18 protein-coding genes are annotated in these 20688 nt (G+C 61.0%); 11 read left to right on the forward strand and 7 right to left on the reverse strand.

What is annotated here, in order from left to right:
• Positions 1 to 20: 20 nt before the first annotated feature.
• The 5 genes from KF757_01355 to pheT all read right to left on the reverse strand — a co-directional run bounded on the left by KF757_01355 (position 21) and on the right by pheT (position 6028).
• Positions 21 to 728, reverse strand: a complete 708-nt coding sequence (locus tag KF757_01355; protein MBX3321615.1) for an NAD(P)H-hydrate epimerase — start codon at positions 726 to 728, stop codon at positions 21 to 23.
• Positions 729 to 749: 21 nt separating this feature from the next.
• Positions 750 to 1220 carry a MarR family transcriptional regulator gene (locus KF757_01360; GenBank protein MBX3321616.1) on the reverse strand — a complete coding sequence of 157 codons (471 nt, stop codon included), beginning with the start codon at positions 1218 to 1220 and terminating at the stop codon, positions 750 to 752.
• Between the two features lie 32 nt (positions 1221 to 1252).
• Positions 1253 to 2755 (reverse strand): DASS family sodium-coupled anion symporter, encoded by a 1503-nt coding sequence (locus tag KF757_01365; GenBank protein MBX3321617.1) that lies wholly within the window; start codon positions 2753 to 2755, stop codon positions 1253 to 1255.
• A 79-nt stretch (positions 2756 to 2834) separates the two neighbouring features.
• On the reverse strand, positions 2835 to 3758 hold the full coding sequence (ilvE, locus tag KF757_01370; GenBank protein MBX3321618.1) for a branched-chain-amino-acid transaminase: 924 nt from the start codon (positions 3756 to 3758) through the stop codon (positions 2835 to 2837).
• Between the two features lie 122 nt (positions 3759 to 3880).
• Entirely contained in the window at positions 3881 to 6028 is a 2148-nt protein-coding gene (pheT, locus tag KF757_01375) for a phenylalanine--tRNA ligase subunit beta (protein MBX3321619.1), read from the reverse strand.
• Between pheT and KF757_01380 the strand changes: the two genes are divergently transcribed.
• Positions 6027 to 6482, forward strand: coding sequence for a hypothetical protein (locus KF757_01380; GenBank protein ID MBX3321620.1), 456 nt, complete (start codon positions 6027 to 6029; stop codon positions 6480 to 6482). The two genes, pheT and KF757_01380, sit on opposite strands and share 2 nt — an antisense overlap.
• A 151-nt stretch (positions 6483 to 6633) precedes the next feature.
• On the forward strand, positions 6634 to 9396 hold the full coding sequence (locus KF757_01385) for a VCBS repeat-containing protein (GenBank protein MBX3321621.1): 2763 nt from the start codon (positions 6634 to 6636) through the stop codon (positions 9394 to 9396).
• Positions 9397 to 9408: 12 nt separating this feature from the next.
• Here the strand turns inward: KF757_01385 and tdh are convergent, their stop codons facing one another.
• On the reverse strand, positions 9409 to 10470 hold the full coding sequence (gene tdh, locus KF757_01390) for an L-threonine 3-dehydrogenase (protein MBX3321622.1): 1062 nt from the start codon (positions 10468 to 10470) through the stop codon (positions 9409 to 9411).
• 190 nt (positions 10471 to 10660) lie between these two features.
• Here tdh and KF757_01395 point away from each other — a divergent pair, with 190 nt between their 5' ends.
• From KF757_01395 to KF757_01435, 9 genes are read left to right on the forward strand one after another with little or no spacing between them, the layout of a single operon-like run.
• On the forward strand, positions 10661 to 11863 hold the full coding sequence (locus KF757_01395) for a type II secretion system F family protein (protein ID MBX3321623.1): 1203 nt from the start codon (positions 10661 to 10663) through the stop codon (positions 11861 to 11863).
• Between the two features lie 34 nt (positions 11864 to 11897).
• Positions 11898 to 12317, forward strand: a complete 420-nt coding sequence (locus KF757_01400) for a type II secretion system protein GspG (protein MBX3321624.1) — start codon at positions 11898 to 11900, stop codon at positions 12315 to 12317.
• 17 nt (positions 12318 to 12334) lie between these two features.
• Positions 12335 to 12907 carry a hypothetical protein gene (locus KF757_01405; protein ID MBX3321625.1) on the forward strand — a complete coding sequence of 191 codons (573 nt, stop codon included), beginning with the start codon at positions 12335 to 12337 and terminating at the stop codon, positions 12905 to 12907.
• Entirely contained in the window at positions 12904 to 14079 is a 1176-nt protein-coding gene (locus KF757_01410) for a hypothetical protein (protein ID MBX3321626.1), read from the forward strand. The genes KF757_01405 and KF757_01410 overlap by 4 nt, the downstream gene beginning before the upstream one ends.
• A complete protein-coding gene (locus tag KF757_01415) occupies positions 14076 to 14933 on the forward strand; it encodes a hypothetical protein (protein MBX3321627.1) in 858 nt (285 codons plus the stop codon). The genes KF757_01410 and KF757_01415 overlap by 4 nt, the downstream gene beginning before the upstream one ends.
• Positions 14930 to 15712 (forward strand): hypothetical protein, encoded by a 783-nt coding sequence (locus KF757_01420; GenBank protein ID MBX3321628.1) that lies wholly within the window; start codon positions 14930 to 14932, stop codon positions 15710 to 15712. The genes KF757_01415 and KF757_01420 overlap by 4 nt, the downstream gene beginning before the upstream one ends.
• 50 nt (positions 15713 to 15762) lie before the next feature.
• Positions 15763 to 17316 (forward strand): hypothetical protein, encoded by a 1554-nt coding sequence (locus tag KF757_01425; GenBank protein MBX3321629.1) that lies wholly within the window; start codon positions 15763 to 15765, stop codon positions 17314 to 17316.
• Positions 17316 to 17885, forward strand: coding sequence for a hypothetical protein (locus KF757_01430; GenBank protein MBX3321630.1), 570 nt, complete (start codon positions 17316 to 17318; stop codon positions 17883 to 17885). The genes KF757_01425 and KF757_01430 overlap by 1 nt, the downstream gene beginning before the upstream one ends.
• A complete protein-coding gene (locus KF757_01435; GenBank protein MBX3321631.1) occupies positions 17882 to 18499 on the forward strand; it encodes a tetratricopeptide repeat protein in 618 nt (205 codons plus the stop codon). The genes KF757_01430 and KF757_01435 overlap by 4 nt, the downstream gene beginning before the upstream one ends.
• Positions 18500 to 18541: 42 nt before the next feature.
• Here the strand turns inward: KF757_01435 and acs are convergent, their stop codons facing one another.
• A complete protein-coding gene (gene acs / locus KF757_01440) occupies positions 18542 to 20605 on the reverse strand; it encodes an acetate--CoA ligase (GenBank protein MBX3321632.1) in 2064 nt (687 codons plus the stop codon).
• Positions 20606 to 20688 lie beyond the last annotated feature (83 nt).

Here is a 20688-nt window from a genome sequence, read left to right on the forward strand (position 1 = left end):
GGGGCTTCGTTGCGTACGACCTAGGTAGAGCCGGGGCGAGGGGTTGAGAACTCGCGCACGAGCGATTCGGGAGCACCGATTTCGGCGACACTGACATGCCCGAGATATTCGGCTGCCCGTGGATGTGCGAAACCCCATTTCAAGCCGACAAAGGTTACTGTGGAGTCGGCGCGGACGCATGGCTCGAGCGTCGGGCCTAGATCGGCATGAAAGCCGGACGGGAGATCAACCGCGAGCACGCAATCTCGTGATTGACGGTTGATCCACTCGATGAGGTCTGCGACGAGGCCCGTGGCTGGCGTGGTCAGACCGGTGCCCAGCAGTGCGTCGACGATCAACACCGTTCCTGGGCCGAGGAGTGAGTGCTCATGCGCGGCTTCATCGCAGGTTGTGGCGACGGCGACAGGAATTTTCATCGCAGCAGCGATGTGGGCGTTCGTGCGTGCGTCGCCAGTCAGCGAGGTGGGGTCGCGTGTCGCGATGATGCGTGTCGGGACATTGGCGTTGGCAAGCAGTCTTGCGAGCGCGAAGCCGTCTCCGCCGTTGTTGCCGGGGCCGCAGAGGATGAGTGCGCCCGTCAGCCCGTGGTGTGCGATGAGGCCGAGCGAAGCGTCGCGCAGCGCGATGGCGGCGTGCTCCATGAGCACAATCGAAGGCATGCTGAAGCGCTCAACAGCCAGGATGTCGATTTGGCGCAGGTCGCTGGCTTTGAACCAGAGGTCGGACATAGCTGCTTCGATTCTGTGGCGTCAGGCGGGGTGCCGCGCCTTGGCGAGCAGGTCATTGAGTGCTGCGAGTTCTTGCGGCGAAAGGTGGCCCAGTTGGCGGCGGTGCAAGTTTGTGACAGGTTCGTCGAGCTTTTCGAGAACGCGATAGCCCTTTGGTGTGATGTGAATGACGACGGCGCGCGCGTCCTTCGGGTCGGCCGCCCGACGGACGAGCCCGGATTCTTCGAGGCGATCGACCAACCGAGTAATGTCGGGGACGCGAGAGACAAGTTCACACTTGATTTGCGTGCAGCGCAGCCCGTGCGGCTTGTGGCCGCGGAGGATACGCAGCAAGTTGTAGGTGGTTGAACTGAGTCCGTGTTTGCGAAAGAGAGATTTGAAGTCGGCTTCGAGGATGCTGACGGTGCGCATGAGATTGAGGAATGCCTCTTGCTCCGCATGCTCGAAGGGTTCTTTCTTGCCGATTTCCGCAGCGAGGGGACTCTGATCCATGCTTGAGGTCTCCGGCTGAAACGCAAGTGTGATTATGGCGTGAGCGTCAGAGCTCCGAGCAGTATTGGGCCCAGAAAGATGACGAACAGGGTGATGACGACAGCCCCGATGATATTCAGCCAGAAGCCAGCCTTGACCATCTGACGAATGGTAACGTGCCCGGAACTGAAGACGATGGCATTGGGCGGGGTCGCGACCGGAAGCATGAAGGCCATCGAGGCGCAGACCGCAGCAGGAATGCACAACGCCACGGCGGAAATGCCCATGTCGGTCGAAGCGGCGGCCAGTACGGGAAGGAACGCGCTGGTGACAGCGGTGTTGCTGGTCAACTCGGTCATGAAGATGGTCAGGATTGCGACGGTCAGAATGAGAACGAGTATGGGAGGCTGGCCGAGACTTGCCATTGTCGAGCCGATCGCGGCGTCCAGACCCGTTTCGCGTACCGCACCAGCGAGGCTCAGCCCGCCTCCGAACAGGAGAAGAACTCCCCACGGCAGGCGTACTGCGCTCTCCCAATCCATGGCGAACGAGCGTTGGCGCAGATTGATCGGTATGACGAACAGTGCCAAAGCGCCGACGAGCGCGATGCCGGCGTCGGTGATTTCGCGCCCGGAGCCAGGGCCGAATCCGATGCGGGGGGCGAGCCAGCCGCGCGTGATCCATGCGGCTGCGGTGAGGGAGAAGACGACGAGCACTGTGATCTCGCCACGCGACATTGGTCCCAAGGCTTTGAGTTCGTTTCGGATCTGTTGTCCCGCATGCGCGATGGATTCGCGCCCGACGGGGAAGATCAGTCTCGTGAGCACGAGCCACGTCAGCGGGAGCATGATGCAGACCAGAGGCAGTCCGAAGCGAAGCCATTGGAAGTAAGAGATCTCGACTCCCGTCGCGTCCTTGAGAAAGGCGATCAGGATGCCGTTGGGTGGTGTGCCGTTGATCGTGGCCACGCCTCCGATGCTGGCTGCGTAGGCAATGCCGAGCATCATGGCGATTGCGAAGTTGCGCGAGTGGCGATCGTCCGTTGAAGCCTTGGCGCGATTGACCAGCGCGATGACACTGACCCCGATTGGGAGGAGCATGATGACAGTCGCGGTGTTGGAAACTGCCATACTCAGGATTGCGGTGGCGAGCATGAAGCCACCGATGATCGCGCGTGGGCTTGTGCCGACCAGAAGGATGATGGAGAGCGCGATGCGTTTGTGAGCGTTCCATTTCTCCAGTGCGATGCCCAGCACAAACCCGCCGAGGAACAGGAAAATGAGTTCGTTTGCGTATGGGGCGGCAGCCTTGCTCGTTGACATGATGCCCGCTGCGGGCAGGACGACGATCGGAATGAGCGAAGTTGCCGGGAGCGGAATCGCCTCGGTGATCCACCAGACTGCCATCCATACAACCATCGCGGCGGTGGCTCGTGCGCCGTATGTGAGCGTCTCGCTCTCGGGCAATACGATGAATACAAGCAGCGCGAGCAGCGGCCCGAGCGCGAGGGTGCCGATCTTGGCGGCACTCTGGACACTCATGCGATGCGTCGACATGGGGCGCTCTTGCCTATCCGCTCGCAGCGGTGCGGAGTGTGCGGCATGTGCTCATTCATAAAGGCACGAAGCGAAACTCTCAGTCCTCGGGCACGTGATCGGAGGTCACGATCTGGCGGAAGCGTGATCGCAGTTTGGCGGTGATCGGTCCCTCGCCGCGGGAGATGGTGTGGGCGGCGGTGACCTTGCCATCGGTGTGTTCGAGGACTTCGCGGACTGCGATGATCTCGGCTGCGGACCCGGTCAGGAAGACTTCGTCAGCGTCGAGGAGTTCCTTGAGGGTGAAGTTCTGCTCGCGCACAGGAATCTTGCAGTCCGGGCACAACTGAGTCATGACGAATCGGCGTGTAATGCCTTCGAGGATCCCCGCCGTGGTCGGAGGCGTGATGACGGTGCCGCCCTTGACAATGAAGATATTGTCGCCGCTACCTTCGGTGACCTGCCCGTCGATGTTGAGCATGATGACTTCGAGGAGCATGTCCTCGGGGTTGGTGATGCCAAGATCACGCCCGATATGGATGGCTTCGCACTTGGCGAGGATGTTGTTGAGGTAGTTGAGGCTCTTGATACGCGGGTCGAGGCACTCGATCGGAATGCGTGGTCGGTTGGCAACGACGACGCGCATGCCCTTCTCGTACATCTCGGGCTTGAACAGCGCGATCTGATCGGCGATGCAGATGATGCCTGGAGTGGGGCAGAGGTATGGGTTGAGGCCAAGCGTGCCCTCGCCGCGCGTGACGAGAAGGCGAATGTACCCATCCACGAGGTTGTTGGCCTCGATGCACTGCCGTTGGATCTCGATCATTTCCTTCTTGGAAATGGGGATTTCCAGGAAGATCTGACGCGCGCATTCATAAAGGCGGTCGACGTGTTGCTGAGCCTTGAAGATCTTGCCCCGGTAGACGCGGATGCCCTCAAAGACGCCGTCGCCATAGAGCAGGCCGTGATCAAACACATTCACATTTGCCTGGCTGCGCGGCACGATACGCCCGTTCACCCAGATGAGGGGGCGATCGGTCGCGGTATGGACGGCTTTTGCGGCGGTCGAGGCACTGGTCTGGGTCATACTTGCAGCCTCCCTTTTGACTGCCCGATCCTAGGGTCGCTCGGGGCTGTCGGGCGCGTTCATGCCCGAATCTCGGCACCCAGTGATATACGAGCCTGCTCTACAAGACGTTCGATTTCGGTGTCAACTTCTTCGTGCCGCATGGTGCGGTTCGGGTCGCGGAAGGCCAGTCGTAACGTGAGCGACTTGCGTCCTTTGCCGATCTGATCGCCTCGAAAGGTGCCGACAAACTCCGTACCAATCAGGCGATCAAGTTTCGCCTCGCCCACAAGCTGTTCGACCTGCGACCACCGGACGCCCTCATCGAGCACCAGCGACAGGTCGCGTGCGATGCTGGGGAACTGGGGCAACCGCTCAGCGAGTCTTGTAGGCGGGAATCGTGCGATCAGAGGCTCTATGAACAGTTCGGCACCGACCTGGGAAACCTCAAGGTCGTAGAGCGACTGCGCCTGGTCGCTGAGCAACCCGAAGTGTCCGAGCTGGATCGACTCGCCGGTTGTTGTGCGGGTGCTGATGCGTGCGAACGCGCCGCTGCGCCAACCGGGGCAATGCGGATCCACCGGCTCAACGACGATGTCGTACGAGGTGCCGAGCATGGCCGCGATCACGCTGTCGATCGTGCCACGCATCAGGCGCACGCCCTGGCGCAGCTCATCATCCGAGTGCTTGCGTTTGGCTTTGGGACAATCCAGCAGCAGCGTGAGTGTGCGTTTCTCGATGGACTCGAGTGCGGGTGTCTGTGCGAAGGTTGAGGCAATTTCGAAGAGCCTGACGCCGCCGGGTTGCTCGACTCCTCCATCACGATTGGCGCGCCGGGATGTGAGCAGGCCCGAGAGCACGCTGGGCCGAAGCGCCGGTTCGGCCTTGCGTCGCTCGTCATCAACCTCGACCCGCTTGAGTCCACCCGGGAGGAACAGTTCGGCCTCGTCGGGTCGAACGAACGAGAATGTGATGGTCTCATAGAACCCAAACCCACAGAGAATCGACCCGATTTCGCGCATCGCGCGTTCGGAGTTCTGAAGTGATCGAGGCCTGATCTTCAGTCGTTCAAGGGTGTCCACCGCTTCGAGACCGCGAGCTCGCGCGATTTCCTCCACGAGATCGATCTCTCGCGTCAGATCCAGACGATGCGGAGGAATCTCGCATGCAAGTTCGTCATTGCTCTCCTGCGTGACGACAACATCCAGATCGCGCAGAATGGAGATCATGTCGCCGACGGGAATCGTCGAGCCCAGGATCAGATCGACACGCGAGGGGCGCATTGCCACTATGGTCGGTTCTGGCAGCGGCGTGCCCGCACTGAGCACGCCCTGACACGCAATACCCCCTGTGAGTTCGCAAATGAGCGCGAGCGCGCGCTGGGCTGCCGATTCGATTGTTGCAGGGTGCACGCCGCGCTCGAATCGATATCCCGCGTCCGTGCGGATGCCGAGCCTGCGCGCAGTGGTGCGTATGGTGACCGGATTCCATGTGGCCATCTCAAACACGACATCGGTCGTGGCGGCGTCAACTTCCGAGGCTTTTCCGCCCATGACGCCGGCCAGTGATGTTGCGCCCTGGGCATCCGCGACGACAAGATCCGAAGCCAGCAACGTGCGATCCTTGCCATCGAGCGTCACGAGTTTTTCACCAGCCTTGGCAAAGCGGATCGAGAGTGTGCTTCCTTTGAGTTTGGCCAGATCAAACACATGACATGGGTTGCCGAACTCGAACGTGATGAAGTTCGTGATGTCCACGAGGTTGTTGATCGCGCGCTGCCCGATGGCTTCGAGTGCTTCGACAAGCCAGTCCGGGCTTGGTCCCACACGGCACCCGCGAATCACCCGAGCGGTGAACAGCGGGCAATGCTCGTGCTCTCGGTTGTCGAGAGTCAGGACGTCGCGGATGCTCCCTCGGTGTTCGATGTGGTGAACCTGCGGCAAGGCGAGAGTGTGCTTCTTCTGCGAGCCGCGCATCGCGGCGATCTCTCGCGCGCAGCCGATATGACTCAGGCAGTCGCCACGGTTGCTGGTGACCTCGACATCGAGCACAGTGTCGCCCGACTGAAGCTCGGTTCGGCTCTCGATTGGAAAGCCCGCCTGCGTCAGCAATCGATCGGCTTCGCCTGGCGAAACATCGCTCGGGGAGAGATATCGGTTGAGCCATTTGAGACTGATGTTCATAGGCCCAAAGGATAGGTCGGGCGCGCGACGATACACTGCACCCATGCGATGGTTCGCGCTGATGCTGGGGGTTGTGCTGCTGGGCGGGTGTGCTGCTCGCCCTGTTGTGCTGGAGATGGGTAAACCGGCAGAGGACTTTGCGTTCTCCTTGATCGTCTTGCAGATCGCAATCGAACCGAACCAGTTCAAACCGGCGGTGTACATCGTCGAGCCGGATCGGACATTGCGCGTCGCGGTTGGTGAGGGGGTGGCTGAGCCGATCTACCCAGCCCCTGCGCGCGTGCTTACGCACAGCGAGTTCGCACGTATCTGGAATCTTGCGCTCGAAAGCGGACTTCTGGATCTCGAGCGCGGCCGTGAGGATGTCGAGTCAGAGGCGTTTCGGGCGTGGTACGCTCGCCACGGCGTGCGTCGGCAGGCGAGTTTCGGGCCTAATGATGCGGCAGACCTTCAGCCACTGGTCGAAGAGCTCGAACGTCTCGCGTGGCTGCGAAAATAGCACCGCCCGCCAGTTCGTCCGAAAACTCATCCACATTCTGCCCGATTCGCATATTCGGCACCCCCTAACCGCAGAAGGTCGAGTGTGGCTGCGGGGGTTCGCCCGAGAATCCGATGCTTGCGCCAGCAGCATTCTGCTTGGAGGTTCGGGCATGAAGAACGTGAAATCCGGCTTGCTTGCGATTGGCATAACGGCATTGATGGCGTCGTGCGCGATTGCGCAACCAGCTGGCGGGTTGCCGCCGCAGGCCAATCAGAGGGCCCATGACAACATGGCTAAGAAGAACAACAACAACCCCGGCGCCGGCCAGGCCCCCGACCCGACCGCAACTGTGCCCTACAGCATCGATTTCGAAGGCGAAGTCGAAGAGTTCTGGAGTGAAAACTCAGTCTCCTCGCTCGCGCGGACCGGCAAGTTTCTTGGCCCATTCATCAACGATCAGTCGGCATCGCTGCGCGTCGCGACACAAACGGGTCGAGACTACATCCTTCTCTTTGACCTGTTGATCTTCGATCACTGGGAAGGCACCGCTCGTGGTGCAGATGTCGATCAGATGCGTGTCGAGGTCAACGATGCACGCGTGTTTAGCCACCAGTTCTCGACCGGCACCAACGCGCAGACCTTTGATCAGCAGAGCATGTGGCTCGCGACGTACGAAAACCTCGGCTACTCGGGCACGCGCGACCTTTGGATGCGCGATGTCCGCGTGCCATTCCGCGCGACTGACACAATCTCGGTCCTCAAGTTCTACGCCAACCTGTTCGCGGATAACGCAGCCGAATCGTGGGGCATCGACAACGTGCGCGTCGTTTCTGCCGACGCGTATGCCGAGCCTCAGGGCGGCTTGCATGTCGAGTGGTTCGGGAAATTTCCACGAACACAAAAAGCGGATTTTGCAACAGAGTCTTCTGCTGACTTCGTCACCCGCGAGCGGCAAATCGCGTGGCTGCCAACTTCGGGAATCGTGCATCCGTCGCTTGGAGCCGACGACATCGCCTGGCGGACCTATGGCGGATTGGTCGTGCCGCGAACGGGCAACTGGCAGTTCCGACTGAGCAGTGATGATGGGTCCGTGCTTCGCATCAACGACAAGGTCATCATCGATAACGATGGCGACCACGGCTGGCGCGCTGTTGCAGCGACTATTGAACTGAAGCAAGGGACACATGCTCTCGACGTGCGCATCTATGAACGTGGCGGCACCGTCGGGCTGCTGCTCGAATGGCGCGGGCCGGGCGACTCCAACTGGACCGTTGTCCCGCCCGATTCATTCGCGTATCTCGGTTCGCCTGCACCCGTCACTTTCACCGATATTTCCGATTCGGCCGGTCTCGGGTCGATCAGTGGCCTCGGGCAGATCGGTCTGATCGTCGCCGACCTCGATGGCGATGGGCATCAGGACCTTGTCTTTGGCGGCATTGAGCCACACATCTTCTTCAACAACAGCAACAACACGTTCGAGATGGTGCAACTTGATACGTTCATGTTCAACCAGCACGCGCTCGTCGATATGGACAACGACGGGGATCTTGATCTCTGGTCGGGCCAGTCGGGTCTGATCGAGAACCTCGGCGGGCGCAAGTTTCGCGCACGAGGCTACCCAAGCGCTCCGACGGTGAGTGCCTTCAGCCTCGCACCCGCCGACTTCGATGGCGACGGCTGGCCAGACCTGGCCATGACCTGGGGCTCGAAACTCATCACCGCCCGGAGTCTCGGTCGAGCCTCAACCGTCGAACCGGTGGAGTTTGACGCTTCAGGCCTCGATAAACTCTTTGTGCGCGTGCCACGTCCCGCATACGCCGGCAACTTCGCGGACATCGACATGAATGGTGACGGAACTCCCGATCTGCTCCACGCCTCCAATCAGCGCGGGCTTTGGTATTACGAATCCAGTGATTCCGGCTATTCCGCCACCAAACTTGTCAATGGTGTCACGAAAGAGGATTGGATTCTCGCCAATGCGTCTGTCGGCGATTACACCAACAACGGCGAACTAGACATCTTCTACTCCCTTGATCCAAACGCCAAATCGGTCGGCCTGCTTCGCCAATCCGAGGGGCGGTTTACCAACGCCATTGCATCTCTGCCGCGTATCACAGAGTACCAATGGGTCGGCGCAGACTGGGGCGACGTGACCAACAACGGGCACCTCGATCTGCTCGTCTGGTCGTTCTATGACCACAAGGTCCGGCTGTATCTCAACAATGGCGATGGCACTTTCACGCCTCGCGTGACGATCCCCGAGACAGTCCAATATCCAGTCGATGCTCGTTTCGTTGATATCGATAACGACGGCGATCTCGATATCGTCATCTCAGGATTCTTTGAGTGTGCGCTGTGGCGCAACGATCTTGATGATGGACGCGGACTTTCCGTTCGGCTCGTCGGAGCGGGTGATCGCGCAACCAACGTTGCAGCCATCGGCAGTCAGGTCCTGCTCATCGACCCAAAAACGGAGAGTGTCATCGCCCGGCGGGATGTGACTTCGTCCCGAGGTGTCAGCGGCGCTGGCCCCTTGCAACTTCACTTCGGAGGCGTCGATCCGGAACGCGAATACATCGTCCGCGCGCGATTCACCACTGGCGTCGTCGAGCAACGTGTAGTCCCTGCCGCAGCTGTGACCGTCATCGGAGGCTCAAAGTTTGCGAGCATGCTCACGATCGAGGAACCAGTTCAAGCCCCTGGCCGACGCATCGCGCGATGGCGAGAGGCAAATCAGGAACAGGCAATTCTGGCAGCTCTGCGTTCTGAAGCCCGCCGCCGGGGATTGGGTGAAAGACTTAATCAACTCATCGCAGCCGGAGCGGACAATCAGGATTCCCTCTTGCGTCTGCTGGGCGCGAAAACGGTGCGTGACGCGCTGGGTAAAGATGCACCAGTGCTTCGTGATCTCACGCAAGGCCCTGCCGAATAACCGCCGGGCGGCTCAAGTGCCGATGTTCATCAGCACCTTGATGCCTTCACCCGAGATCATTGTCGCGAAAGCCTTCTTGTAGTCTTCGAGCGCGAACTCGTGCGTGATGATTTCGTCGAGTTCGAGTCGCCCCGACAGGAGCAGTTTTTCCATCTGGTACCACGTCTCCCAGACGCGACGGCCGTTGATCCCCAGCACCGTGCACCCCTTGAAGATGATGTTCTGATTGAAGTCAAAGTTGACGTGCTTGGCGGGCAAGCCCAGCAGCGCCGCCCGGCCGCCATTGCGCAACGCCCGGAAGCCCTGGTCAAATGCCGCGTCCGCGCCCGACATTTCGAGAAGCACATCGGCCCCTTCGCCTCGGGTCTGGCTCTTGATATCGTCGATCCATCCCGCATCGCGCGCGTCGTACGCCTCGGCCGCACCAAGTTTCTTGGCCAGCGCGAGCCTCGGCGGATTGACATCCGTGCAGAAAATCCTCGCTGCTCCGGCAGCTTTGGCAACGGTCACCGCCATCAGTCCGATAATGCCAACGCCCGAAATCAGCACCGACTTGGCACTCACCCCGGCCTCCATGACAGTGTGCACCGCGTTGCCCAGCGGGTCGAACGCAGCCGCAATCCGGTCCTCGATCTCAGGGTGCACCGGCCAGACGTTTTCCTCCGGCACGCAGACATACTCCGCAAAGCACCCGTCGCGGTCGATACCGATAATCTGCGTGTCGCTGGCGATGTGGGCGTTTCCGGTTCGAGCGTTGTAGTCCGTTCCCGAATAGATGTGCCCCTCGGCCGAGACGCGAAGTCCGACCTTGAAGCGGGTCACGGATGATCCAACTTCCTCGATCACGCCGACAAACTCGTGCCCGGTCACGATACCGACGGGGATGCGGCTGGCGGCCCATTCGTCCCATTGCCAGATATGTCGATCCGTGCCACAGATTCCAGCTTTGCGCACCCGAATCAGGACGTCACGAGGTCCGACTTTGGGCTTCGGGCGATTCGGGTCAAACTCGAGCCCTTCCCCAGCGTGGTGCTTGAAAAGTGCCTTCATGGTGGCAGCGGACGACGTGGGCATTGGCGCGGTTCCTTGTGAATCCTTGTTCCAGGGAGGAGATTGTGCCCGGCGCGGGGCTTGATTTCAATGCTTGGATATGAAGTGGTTGATGGTGGGCGGGGCGATTCCCGAACCGGGGGGTAACGGAATGGTCACGTAGAAGCAAGTCCATGCAATCTCGCGGGCGTGCCGATCGTACACTGTTGAGACGATGTCACGCGCTGCAACCAGCCTGAGTTCGTTCGTGTTTCTGGCGGCCAAGCCGACAGGGGGCCGTACGTTCGGGTTGCGTCAAGCCCGCAATGAGCGTGCACTGGCCGAGACACTGCGGCGCGACAAGCTGGTGCTTTTGCACACGTGGCAGATGCCGGGGTTCATGAGCCCCAAGCCTCGCATGAAGGCCAAGGATCACGCCGAGTTCAACACGCAGTTGTCCCAGTTGCTCAGCCGGGGTGTGCCTCTGATCGAGGCCCTTGAGGTTGCATCGACTGTGGTTTCGACATCGACCAGGCCGATGGTCGAGCGCATGCGCGACGAAGTGGCTGCGGGTTCAAGTTTCGCGGATGCCTGCCGCAAGGTTGGGGCATTCGACCGTGTCACAATTTCAGTGTATCGAGCAGCCGAGCGGAGCGGCGATCTTGCGGGCGCAGCTGAACAGTTGGCAACGAACATTCGCCGGCAGTTGCGCGTCGCGGGCAAAGCCGGAACGCTCATGATCTATCCCGCGATTGTCATGGCCATCAGCGTGCTTGCGGGCACGTTCATGCTCACGTTCATCGTGCCCAAGATCGGGACTGCGCTCCTCGAAGCCAATATCGAACTTCCGACATATACCCGGGTCGTGCTGTTCCTCGGGCTCCTGCTGCGCGACAACGCACTGATAGTTCTCGCCCTTCTGGCCGTCCTGGCGGTGCTGGCGTATCTGGCGCGGTCGGCGATTCTGGGTGTCATTGCCAAACTCATGCGTGTTCTGCCCGGCATTCGCGAAGTCGTGCTGACGCAGGAACTCTCGCGGTTTTTTACAGTGATGGCTGCCATGACGCGATCGGGCATCCCGCTTTCTGATGCTCTGGGCATCGCGGTCGAAGCGATTTCGCACCCCAAATTACGCGGCGACCTTTCGCACCTGCGCTCCAAACTCATCGAAGGCGGCGTGCTGCGGACGCTGATCGAGAAGGTCGAGACTCTTCCGCTTTCGACGCGCAGACTCCTGATCGCGGCCGATCGCGCGGGCGACCTTGAAAAGGCGTTCGACAGCCTGGCTGACGACATGGCCGATGCGCTTGATCGCAAGACGGAGCGCATGCTCAGTGCGCTCGAGCCATTGCTGATTGTGTTCATGTTCATCTTTATCGGATCGATCGTGATGTCGGTGATGTTGCCGATGATCCAGTTGACGGGGCAGGTGGCGTAGCAGGGCAAGGTTTTCCTTGGGAAAGGTATCAGACATGACCAGTGGAACATTCAGGCCGCACATGGCGGTATCGCGTCGCGGTTTTTCGCTGCTCGAGATTTCGCTCGTGGTGGTGCTTATCGGGCTGCTGACCGCCGGTGCTGCGGTCGCGCTGCTCGGGCGCAGCGAATCGGCCAAGATTCGCATCACCAAGACCACGATGAATACGCTCAGCGGGCAGATTGACAGTTACATCGCCGAGGGCAATGGCACGCCTCCGAGCGACTTGAACGTGCTTGTCCCGAAGTATGTCAAGCCGAGCATGCTCACCGATGCCTGGAAGCAACCGTTCTACTTCAACGCGCAAGGCACCGCTTCTGGGCAGCGTTACACACTCATGAGCTCTGGTCCCGATCGGCAGATGGGAACTCTTGACGACATTGACCTCTGGACGATGGACCTGACTTCGGATTGAGCCCAAGGGACGCCAGCATGGACGGCATTGTGCGACAATCTCGGCGCTCGGCTCCGCAACGACGCGGCGTCACGCTGCTCGAAACGGTGCTCGCCACCGTTCTGGTCGCGATGGTTGCCTCGACGCTTGTCAGCGGTCTCGGGTATGCGCACGCGAGTCATCAGCGGCAGGTCCAGCAACTCGGAGCCGCCGAAGTCGCTAATCGCATCATGCTCCAGTTTCTCGATGACAAGAAGACGTTGCCGAGCAGTTCGCTCGCCATCGCTTACGGCCAGGATCGCTTCTACTGGCGTGTCGAGGAGCAGAAGATCGAACTCCGCATCAGCAGCCGCGGGCAGGCATCCGAGTCTTCGCGCACGAGCGGTTTGCGGCTTGATCGCCTTCAGTTAATCACCGTGAATGTCTGGTATGAGCAGCAGCCCAACATCAATCCGGCGATCACGGGCGCACCCTCCGACTTCTCGCTCGTGCGCATTATGGACCCGGTCGCGATTCGCAATCCGGATTCGATCACGCGCCTGCTCAATAGCGATGATGGACGTGCGGATCTGCTTAACCGCTTCTCGACATTCCAGCAGGGGGGCCAATGATGCGCACTCCCGCTGGGCAACGAGCGTTCACCTTGCTCGAAACCGTGCTCGCTGTGACGATCGGCGGGATGGTCATCCTCTCAACGGTCGGGTTGTTCGCGCTTCTGAACCGAACCGATGCGGTGCTCGATCGGCAGTACACGCAGTCGCGCCAGCTTGGCACGCTTCAGATCGTGCTTCGACGCTCGTTCAACACGATGCTGATGTCCGGCGACAACACGACAGCCTTGAGCCCTCCGGCATCGCAGGGTGGCGAAATCGTCGGCAGCGGACAACTCGTCGAGTCGGACCTTCCGCCATGGGACGGCACCGGCGAACGCCCTCGCGTCATCATCGAAGCGGATCGGTCTGCTGAACTCACGTTCGCATCGACGTTTGTACAGCCCGGGTTTGGCGACCCGATGGGCGTGCCTCAGCGCATGGAACTGGTTCTCCCGCGGACGCCCGTGCCGGCTTCGATCCGTTTGCCCACGCAGAGCTGGCTTGTGCAGGGAATAAATGTCGAGCAGGAACTCGAGGTTTATGGCATCAGCGGCTCGATCCGGTGTGTTTTTGAATTGCGCCCGAACGGTTCACGCGAACTCATGCTTCGTGATGCGGGTATGACGCCGGCCGACGGCGAGCGCGTGGGACGCGAGCTCGAACCGGGCTGGACCTTGTGGTTCAGGCCTGTGTTTCCGGAGGAAGTGATCCGTGAAGGGCTCGGCGAGCCTCAGACGTCCGATGACATGCTCCGTGCCGCAGCCGAAGCCTATCCGATCATCCGCGGGGTCAAACGCGCCCGTTTCATCGCGTTCGACAATGGGTATCGCAAGGCGACATTCGCCGCCCGCACAGCGACCGACCTGCCTGCGTATGTTGAGATCGAAATCGAAACCTACTCAGGGTTGAACGTGAACTGGATGTTCGAGGTTGGCTGGCTCAATGGTCCCGACCCGACCGCGCCGCCTCCCGCTGAGAATGAGACGAACACCGCGAACGCTCCGGGTCAGGGAAACAACGCTGGCAACAATCAGAACGCGCCCGGCGGCGGACCTGGTGGCGGCGGACAGAACACCGGAGGCCGCGGCGGGACTCGACCCGATGCAGCACCGCAACGCCCCGGCACGCGACCGGGCGATACTCAACCGCAGCAAGGTTCGAGGCCCACACGCCCGGGAGGTGGGGGATGAGTAGGTGCCGTTCGCAACGCGGGTACGCCCTGCCATTGGTTTTCCTTTTGTCGATGGTTGTCGCATTCTCGCTGGCCATGGTCGTCGAGCGCAACGCGGCCAAGTCGAGAAATGTGCAGCGGCAGATCGAGTCGTACCGTTCGCATCACGCAGCCAAGGGCTTGCAGGAAGCCATATCCGCCTGGATCAGCACTCAAAATGCGCGGTCCGTCGCCGATTCGCTCGGCGAGAACGGGCACGCCATGGATATCACACTGCCCGATCGCAGCGTCGTCTCGGTCTTTCTGCGCGACGGCCAAGGCTCGATGCTCGAGCCTCAGGCTGCCGAATCGGCAGCGCTTGCCGATGCTCAGGCCCTCAAGCAGAGGCTGGATTTGCTCTGCCGGATCGACAAGCTAGAGATCAAGGATTACGTGCGTCCGCTCGGTCCATTTGCCATCAGCGTGAACTCAGCGCCGCAGGTCGTCCTTACGGCCGTCGCCGAGTTTCTGGTCGGGACGAACGCTGCACCGGAGTTTGTGGCAAAGATTCTTGACAAGCGTCAGCAGACTTCGGGGCGGCTGCAACGGACCGACCTGACCGCCATCGGTGCCGAGATGGGTCTGCCCAATGAGGTGCGCAATCGGATCAACAGCATTCTGTCGGTGCAGCCTGAACTGTGGTACGTCACGATCGAACTGCGCGGGGGCAGCGGGGTTTCAAGCCAGCGCGTGACCGCACGATATGGGGGTCTGGTCCCGATTCGAGCAAACACCGGCGCGACTGGCAGCAGTGCCTGGGAACAGCCCGGCGTGTTTCTCACGTGGGAAGACCTCGGCGTAGAGTACATCGATCCCGGAGGGAATTTGCCATGACCACAAGACTTTCTCGATCACAAGCCAAGCGGAACACCTTGCTCGCGCAGGCCGGTGCGGCTGTGCTGCTCGGCGGCGCGGTGGTTGTCGCTGCGGTCGGGCTCCCTTCGAGTTCATCGCCCGAGGTTGCACCAGTGTCGATCGAGCAGGTGATGGCCGAGCGGGCAGCCGAACGCCAGCGTGTTGACAGCCTCAAGGTTGTTGATGAAGAGCGCGAGCATCCGCGGGTCGCGATGTCGAGCATCGCCACGCGGCTGATGGTCCTGCACGATGTGCCCAAAGCGGTCGAGCCGCAGACTGAACCAGTCGAGGAGATTCCGACTTATGTCAGTGATGAGCCGGAAAAGGCCGAGATCAAGTTTCTCGGTTTCATCTCCGAGCCGACCCGCCGCGTGGCGCTTCTTTCGGTCAACGGGCAACAGCGGTTCGTGGCTCAGGGCGCGACAGCATCGTTCACGCTCGAAGGCTCGGCGCCGGTCAGAGTGAGCGTTGTGAGCATCGACGGCGACGAACTGGTGCTCGAGCGCCAGGGCGTACGCGAGACCTATCACAAGAGCCAGCGCGCCGGGCAAGTCGTGACCAAGATCGAAGGTCGAGCACCAACCGCAAGAACTCCCGAAAATCAGGCCGCCGCAGCGGCACGGTCTCAGGAGGAGGAAATCGAACGTCGCAGGCAAGAGGCCATGGAACGCCGACAACGCATGATCGACTCGAACCGTCGCGACGGCGAGCAGCGGCTGAACATCGATCCGGACCGTATGCAAAACCAGCGCAACTGATTGTCCACTCGCCCGCGAGTGGAACTGGAGATTCTAAGGAGTAGGCTCGATTGACCGCACCTGTCTGTTATCTTGCTCGATGCGATCGCGGCGGCCGAATGGTCGGGCTTCGTGTCATGGACCGTCACGATCAGGCGACTTGGCATTGCCCGGTCGATCAGATGCCTGCAGTCGAATCCGACGCGCGCGCGGCTGCCGAGTGGCTCGCCGATCGTCTGAGCCGCAATGGGAAGGCCATATCGCGACTCGTCGTCGACGTCGATGGCGGTGTGTGCTCATGGGTCACGACCAACGACACCAGTGACCAGGTCCTTCGCGCCCTGATTGAGCCTCGCTTCGACGAGGGCGAATCCACGCAGGCGAGTCGATTTCCGGATCTTCAGGGCGAGACAGCGCTCCAGCCGCTGCATGAGCGGGAGTCAGCAAGAAAACCGACCAAAAAATCGCAAAGCGAACCGCAAAGAACTCCAGTCGCCGCTCTACCGGTCGTGCCCGCGCGATTGCTGATCGATCATCTCGATCGGCTCGGCATCCGCGTGCACGCAGTCGAAGCGCTCTGGCAGGCCATCGCGCAGGCGTGGGATCCTTCGATGTCGGTCGGCCTCGGCGGCGAAAACGCACAACGCGTCATCGCCGAGACGCAACCCATCGTCGCTGTTGTTGTGCTCGATCCTGCAGGACGGCTGGTCTGGTCGTGGTCGCACGCGGGCACCTGGCTCGCCGGCGGATCATTGCGATTGCAGACACGCAAGCCCGACGAACTACCGACCGATTCCGGCCAAGCGACTTCTGCACAGCGGCCATTGGTAACAACCGCCGACATCGGGCGCCTCGGGACCGACTGGCTCGCGTGGTCGGTCCAGATCGGGTGTCTGCCGGCGCGCACGATCATCGTCGGCGATCCGGCTGTTGACCCGGCGGGCCTGAATGCACAAGGCATCGCACAAGCGCTCCTGCGCACCATCCCCGATGCCGCAATCGACTTTGTGCGGGAGTCTGACCCGCTCGGCGCGACGCTCTCGAAACTGGCCGATCGTGAATCAGCCCAGTCGCCCGGCATCGAGGAACTGACTAATCGCCCCGGGCGCTCGCACCGCGCGATGTATGTCTGGAGCACAGCGGCACTGCTCGGGGCAGCCGCACTTCTTGCAGTCGGCGCATGGAAGATCTGGAGCATGGCTTCCGACCGATCACAGGAAGCCCGCAGCATCGAGGGCCAGTATCTTGATCTTGTGAAGGATACGAACCTGCCGCTTCGCACCGCGCTGATCGACCTTGAACTTCAACTCTCGAAGTTGAAGCAATCGCGGGTTGATCTGTCAAGTGTGATTCAACCCCCCAGGCCAGTTTTGCAGGAACTCGAAGCCTTGTCGTTCGTCCTGGCCAGCAACGACATCACTCTGCGCGAACTGAGCGTCACAAGTGTGTCCGTTTCAATCAAAGCCGACGTTGCCGATACGCGCACGTTCGAAGAACTCTCTCAAGCCATTCGATCGGTTGCGGGTTCATCGATCACTGATTGGCGCACGAATCTGGTGCAGCGCGGCACGCGTGTCGAGTGCACGTTCACCGGCACCTGGCCGCCACGCGAAGGAGGAACGTGATGCCCGACCTTCGATCCATGACCGATGACGAGCGTTTCGAGTCGGCAATGGCTGCGACGACCTTCGAACGCCGCAACCGCCCTCGCCACCTGCTGCTGCTGCCATTGTTGCTCTTTCTCGCGGCTGCTATTGCGATCGTGGTCGCGCTCTACACACACGAGTCATCGCGCATCCGCGTCGGGCAGGAGCAGGCCCGTTACAAGCGTCTGGTGCAGGGGGTGGCCGATCTTCGCGATCTGCAAGGGGCGCAGAGTCAGGCCAGCGGCGGTGCCTACGAGCCCGTTCCGAACCTGCTCAGTCGCATGGAAGGCTTTGCGCGTGATGCCGGCCTGACACGCAGTCTGAGCATCCCCACGACGCGCGTTGATCGCAGCGAAGGCGCTCGTCGACTGAGTTACACCTATTCAAACATCACCGACCCTTCAATCAGTGCCTTGCTCGCCTGGGTCGAGATTTCGTGTGAGCAGGTGCCCGGCATGTTCGTCAACAGCATCACGCTCAAGCCCGCCAGTACGCAGGGCTGGACCGTTGATGTCACCTTTGCCCGATGGGAACGGGAGTCTTCATGAGTATTGTTCGTTTGGCTCGTCTTTCGTCCGCGTTCGTTCTGGTTGTTTGCGCCATGCTTGTGCCCGCCGGGTGCGGCAGTTCACCCAAGCGAGCAGCCAACACGTCGCAAGTGCCGCCCTCGCGCGGGCCGGAAGCCGACGCCATGATTGCTCGCGCCGACGTTCTGGCCGCTCGCGGTAACTCCGAAGGCGCAGCTTCCTTGTATCGTGAGGCTCTCTCAATCGCGCCCGACCGGTACATCGCGTGGAACAACCTTGGTGTCGAGCTGATGAACCTGGGCAACAACATCGATGCGGTTGCTGCGTTCAAGGTTGCTGCCGATCTTTCGCCGCGCGACCCGAGGCCACTGGCCAACGTCGGGCTTGTCTATCAGAACATCGGATGGGCACAGGACGCGCTCGAGTACTACGAACGCTCGCTCCAGCGCGACCCGGCCTTCCTCGACGCGCTGCGAGGCTGGGCTCTGGCCGAGGAGCACCTCAACTACGCCTCGCTCGAATCACTCGAACGAATCAAGCGCGCCACACTCATGGAGTCCGATCCGCAGTGGCGCGAGTTCTTCGAGCGGCGGCGCTTTCGCATTCAGGATCAACTCAACCGATCAAGCGAGTAACACGAGCCCAGAAAGTGCAACGTGGCGCACCGCGCCATGGCCTCAGTCCTCCTGTTGCAGCGTGGCGATCACGCCAAAGTCCTCCAGCGTCGTCGTGTCCTGCGACATCGTCGACTGACCGGCCGCGACCGATCGCAGCAGACGCCGCATGATCTTTCCACTGCGCGTCTTGGGCAAGGCTGCCGCGAAACGAATCTGGTCGGGCTTCGCGATCGCGCCGATTTCCTGTGCCACATGCTCGCGCAGTTCCGCCCGCAGCGCATCACTGGGCGTCTGTCCACCGCCAAGCGTCACAAACGCCGCAATGCCCGTTCCCTTGATCTCGTGAGGCATGCCGACGACCGCCGCTTCCACTACCGCCGGATGGCTGACCAGCGCCGATTCGACTTCCATTGTGCCGAGCCGGTGTCCCGAAACATTGATGACATCATCGACGCGCCCGAGGATCCAGAAATATCCGTCCTTGTCGCGGTGCGCTCCGTCGCCAGGGAAGTAGTACGGTGAAGCGCAGCGCTCAGGGTGCACCCCGTCCAGTTCAAACTTCGACCAATACGTCTGGATGTATCGCTCGCGGTCGCCGAAGACCCCGCGCAACATGCTCGGCCAGGGCCTGCGGATCGCCAGCAACCCTCCCGAGCCTAGAGGCTGCTCATGTCCGACTTCGTCCAGAATCGCCGCATCGATGCCAAAGAAAGGCAACGTGCACGACCCGGGCTTAGTCGGTGTCACGCCGGGCAGGGGCGTGATGAGATGTCCGCCCGTCTCGGTCTGCCACCATGTGTCAACGATCGGGCACTTCTCACGCCCGATCACGCGCCGATACCACATCCAGGCTTCCGGGTTGATCGGCTCGCCCACAGTCCCGAGCACCTGAAGCGAACTCAGATCGTGCTTGCCTGGATGTTCTTCGCCCCATTTCATGAACGCGCGAATAGCCGTCGGCGCGGTGTAGAACTGCGTGACTCGGTGCCTCTCGACCAGACCCCAGAACCGGTCCTCAGCCGGGAAGTTCGGCGCGCCCTCGTACATCAGAGTGGGCACTCGATTGGGCATGATGCCATAGACAATGTAACTGTGACCAGTCACCCAACCGATGTCGGCCGTACACCAGAAGACCTGTCCGTTTGAGCCCGACTCGCGCTTGGGTGTCTCAAGGCCCGGGATCAGATTGAAAACATACTTGCTCGTCAGAGCGGTGTAGACCATGTACCCGCCGGTTGTGTGCTCGATTCCCTTGGGTTTGCCTGTCGAGCCAGAGGTGTACAGCAGAAACAGAGCGTCCTCCGAGTCCATGTGCTCGCATGGGCACGCATCAGGTTGCGAAGCGACGATCTCATGCCACCAGTGGTCGCGGGCGGTCCATTGCACCGCGTTCTCGCAACGCCGCAACACCAGCACATGCTCGACACGATGCTCGCCCGACTCAAGTTTGGCGCACGCAGCATCGACGTTGTCCTTCAAGGGCACCAGCGTTCCGCGCCGATGCGCCCCGTCGCATGTGACGATGACCTTGCTCGAAGCATCCTGAACCCGGTCCACGATGGCCTGAGAACTGAATCCGCCAAAGATCACCGAATGCGGCGCACCAATGCGCGCGCACGCCAGACAGGTGATGGCCAGCTCAGGGACCATCCCCATATAGATCGTCACCACATCGCCCTTCTTCACCCCCAGCGATCGCAGGGCATTGGCTGCGCGCGAGACTTCACGCTGAAGCTCGGCATAGGTCAGGTGGCGAACCTCCGGGTCGCCGTCGCGCCAAGGCTCGCCTTCCCAGATGATGCCGATCTCATCGCCAAACCCAGCCTCAATATGCCGATCGACGCAGTTGTAGCAGATGTTGGTCTTGCCGCCGACAAACCATCGCGCGTCAGGCACGTTCCACTCGACCGTTGTGTGCCAGTCCTTGAACCAGTGCAAACTCCGGGCTGCGTCGCTCCAGAACCCATCCGGGTCATCCAGAGAACGCTGGTGCAGTGTGCGGTACTCGTCCATCGAAGAAATCAGCCAACGGGGCGTGCCGACATCTCCCGGGGCTGGCGGTTGAAACACCCTGTGCTCTTGCAACACCGATTCGATCCCGCTTGACCCGAGATGATCTGACACGCCGCGCTCCTTCCGCTCGATCGAGCAACCCAATCTGATTGATGGGTTCAAAAGATACTGTACTCGATGGCGCGGTGCGCGTG

Source organism: Phycisphaeraceae bacterium (assembly GCA_019636795.1).
Lineage (GTDB): Bacteria > Planctomycetota > Phycisphaerae > Phycisphaerales > UBA1924 > JAHBWW01.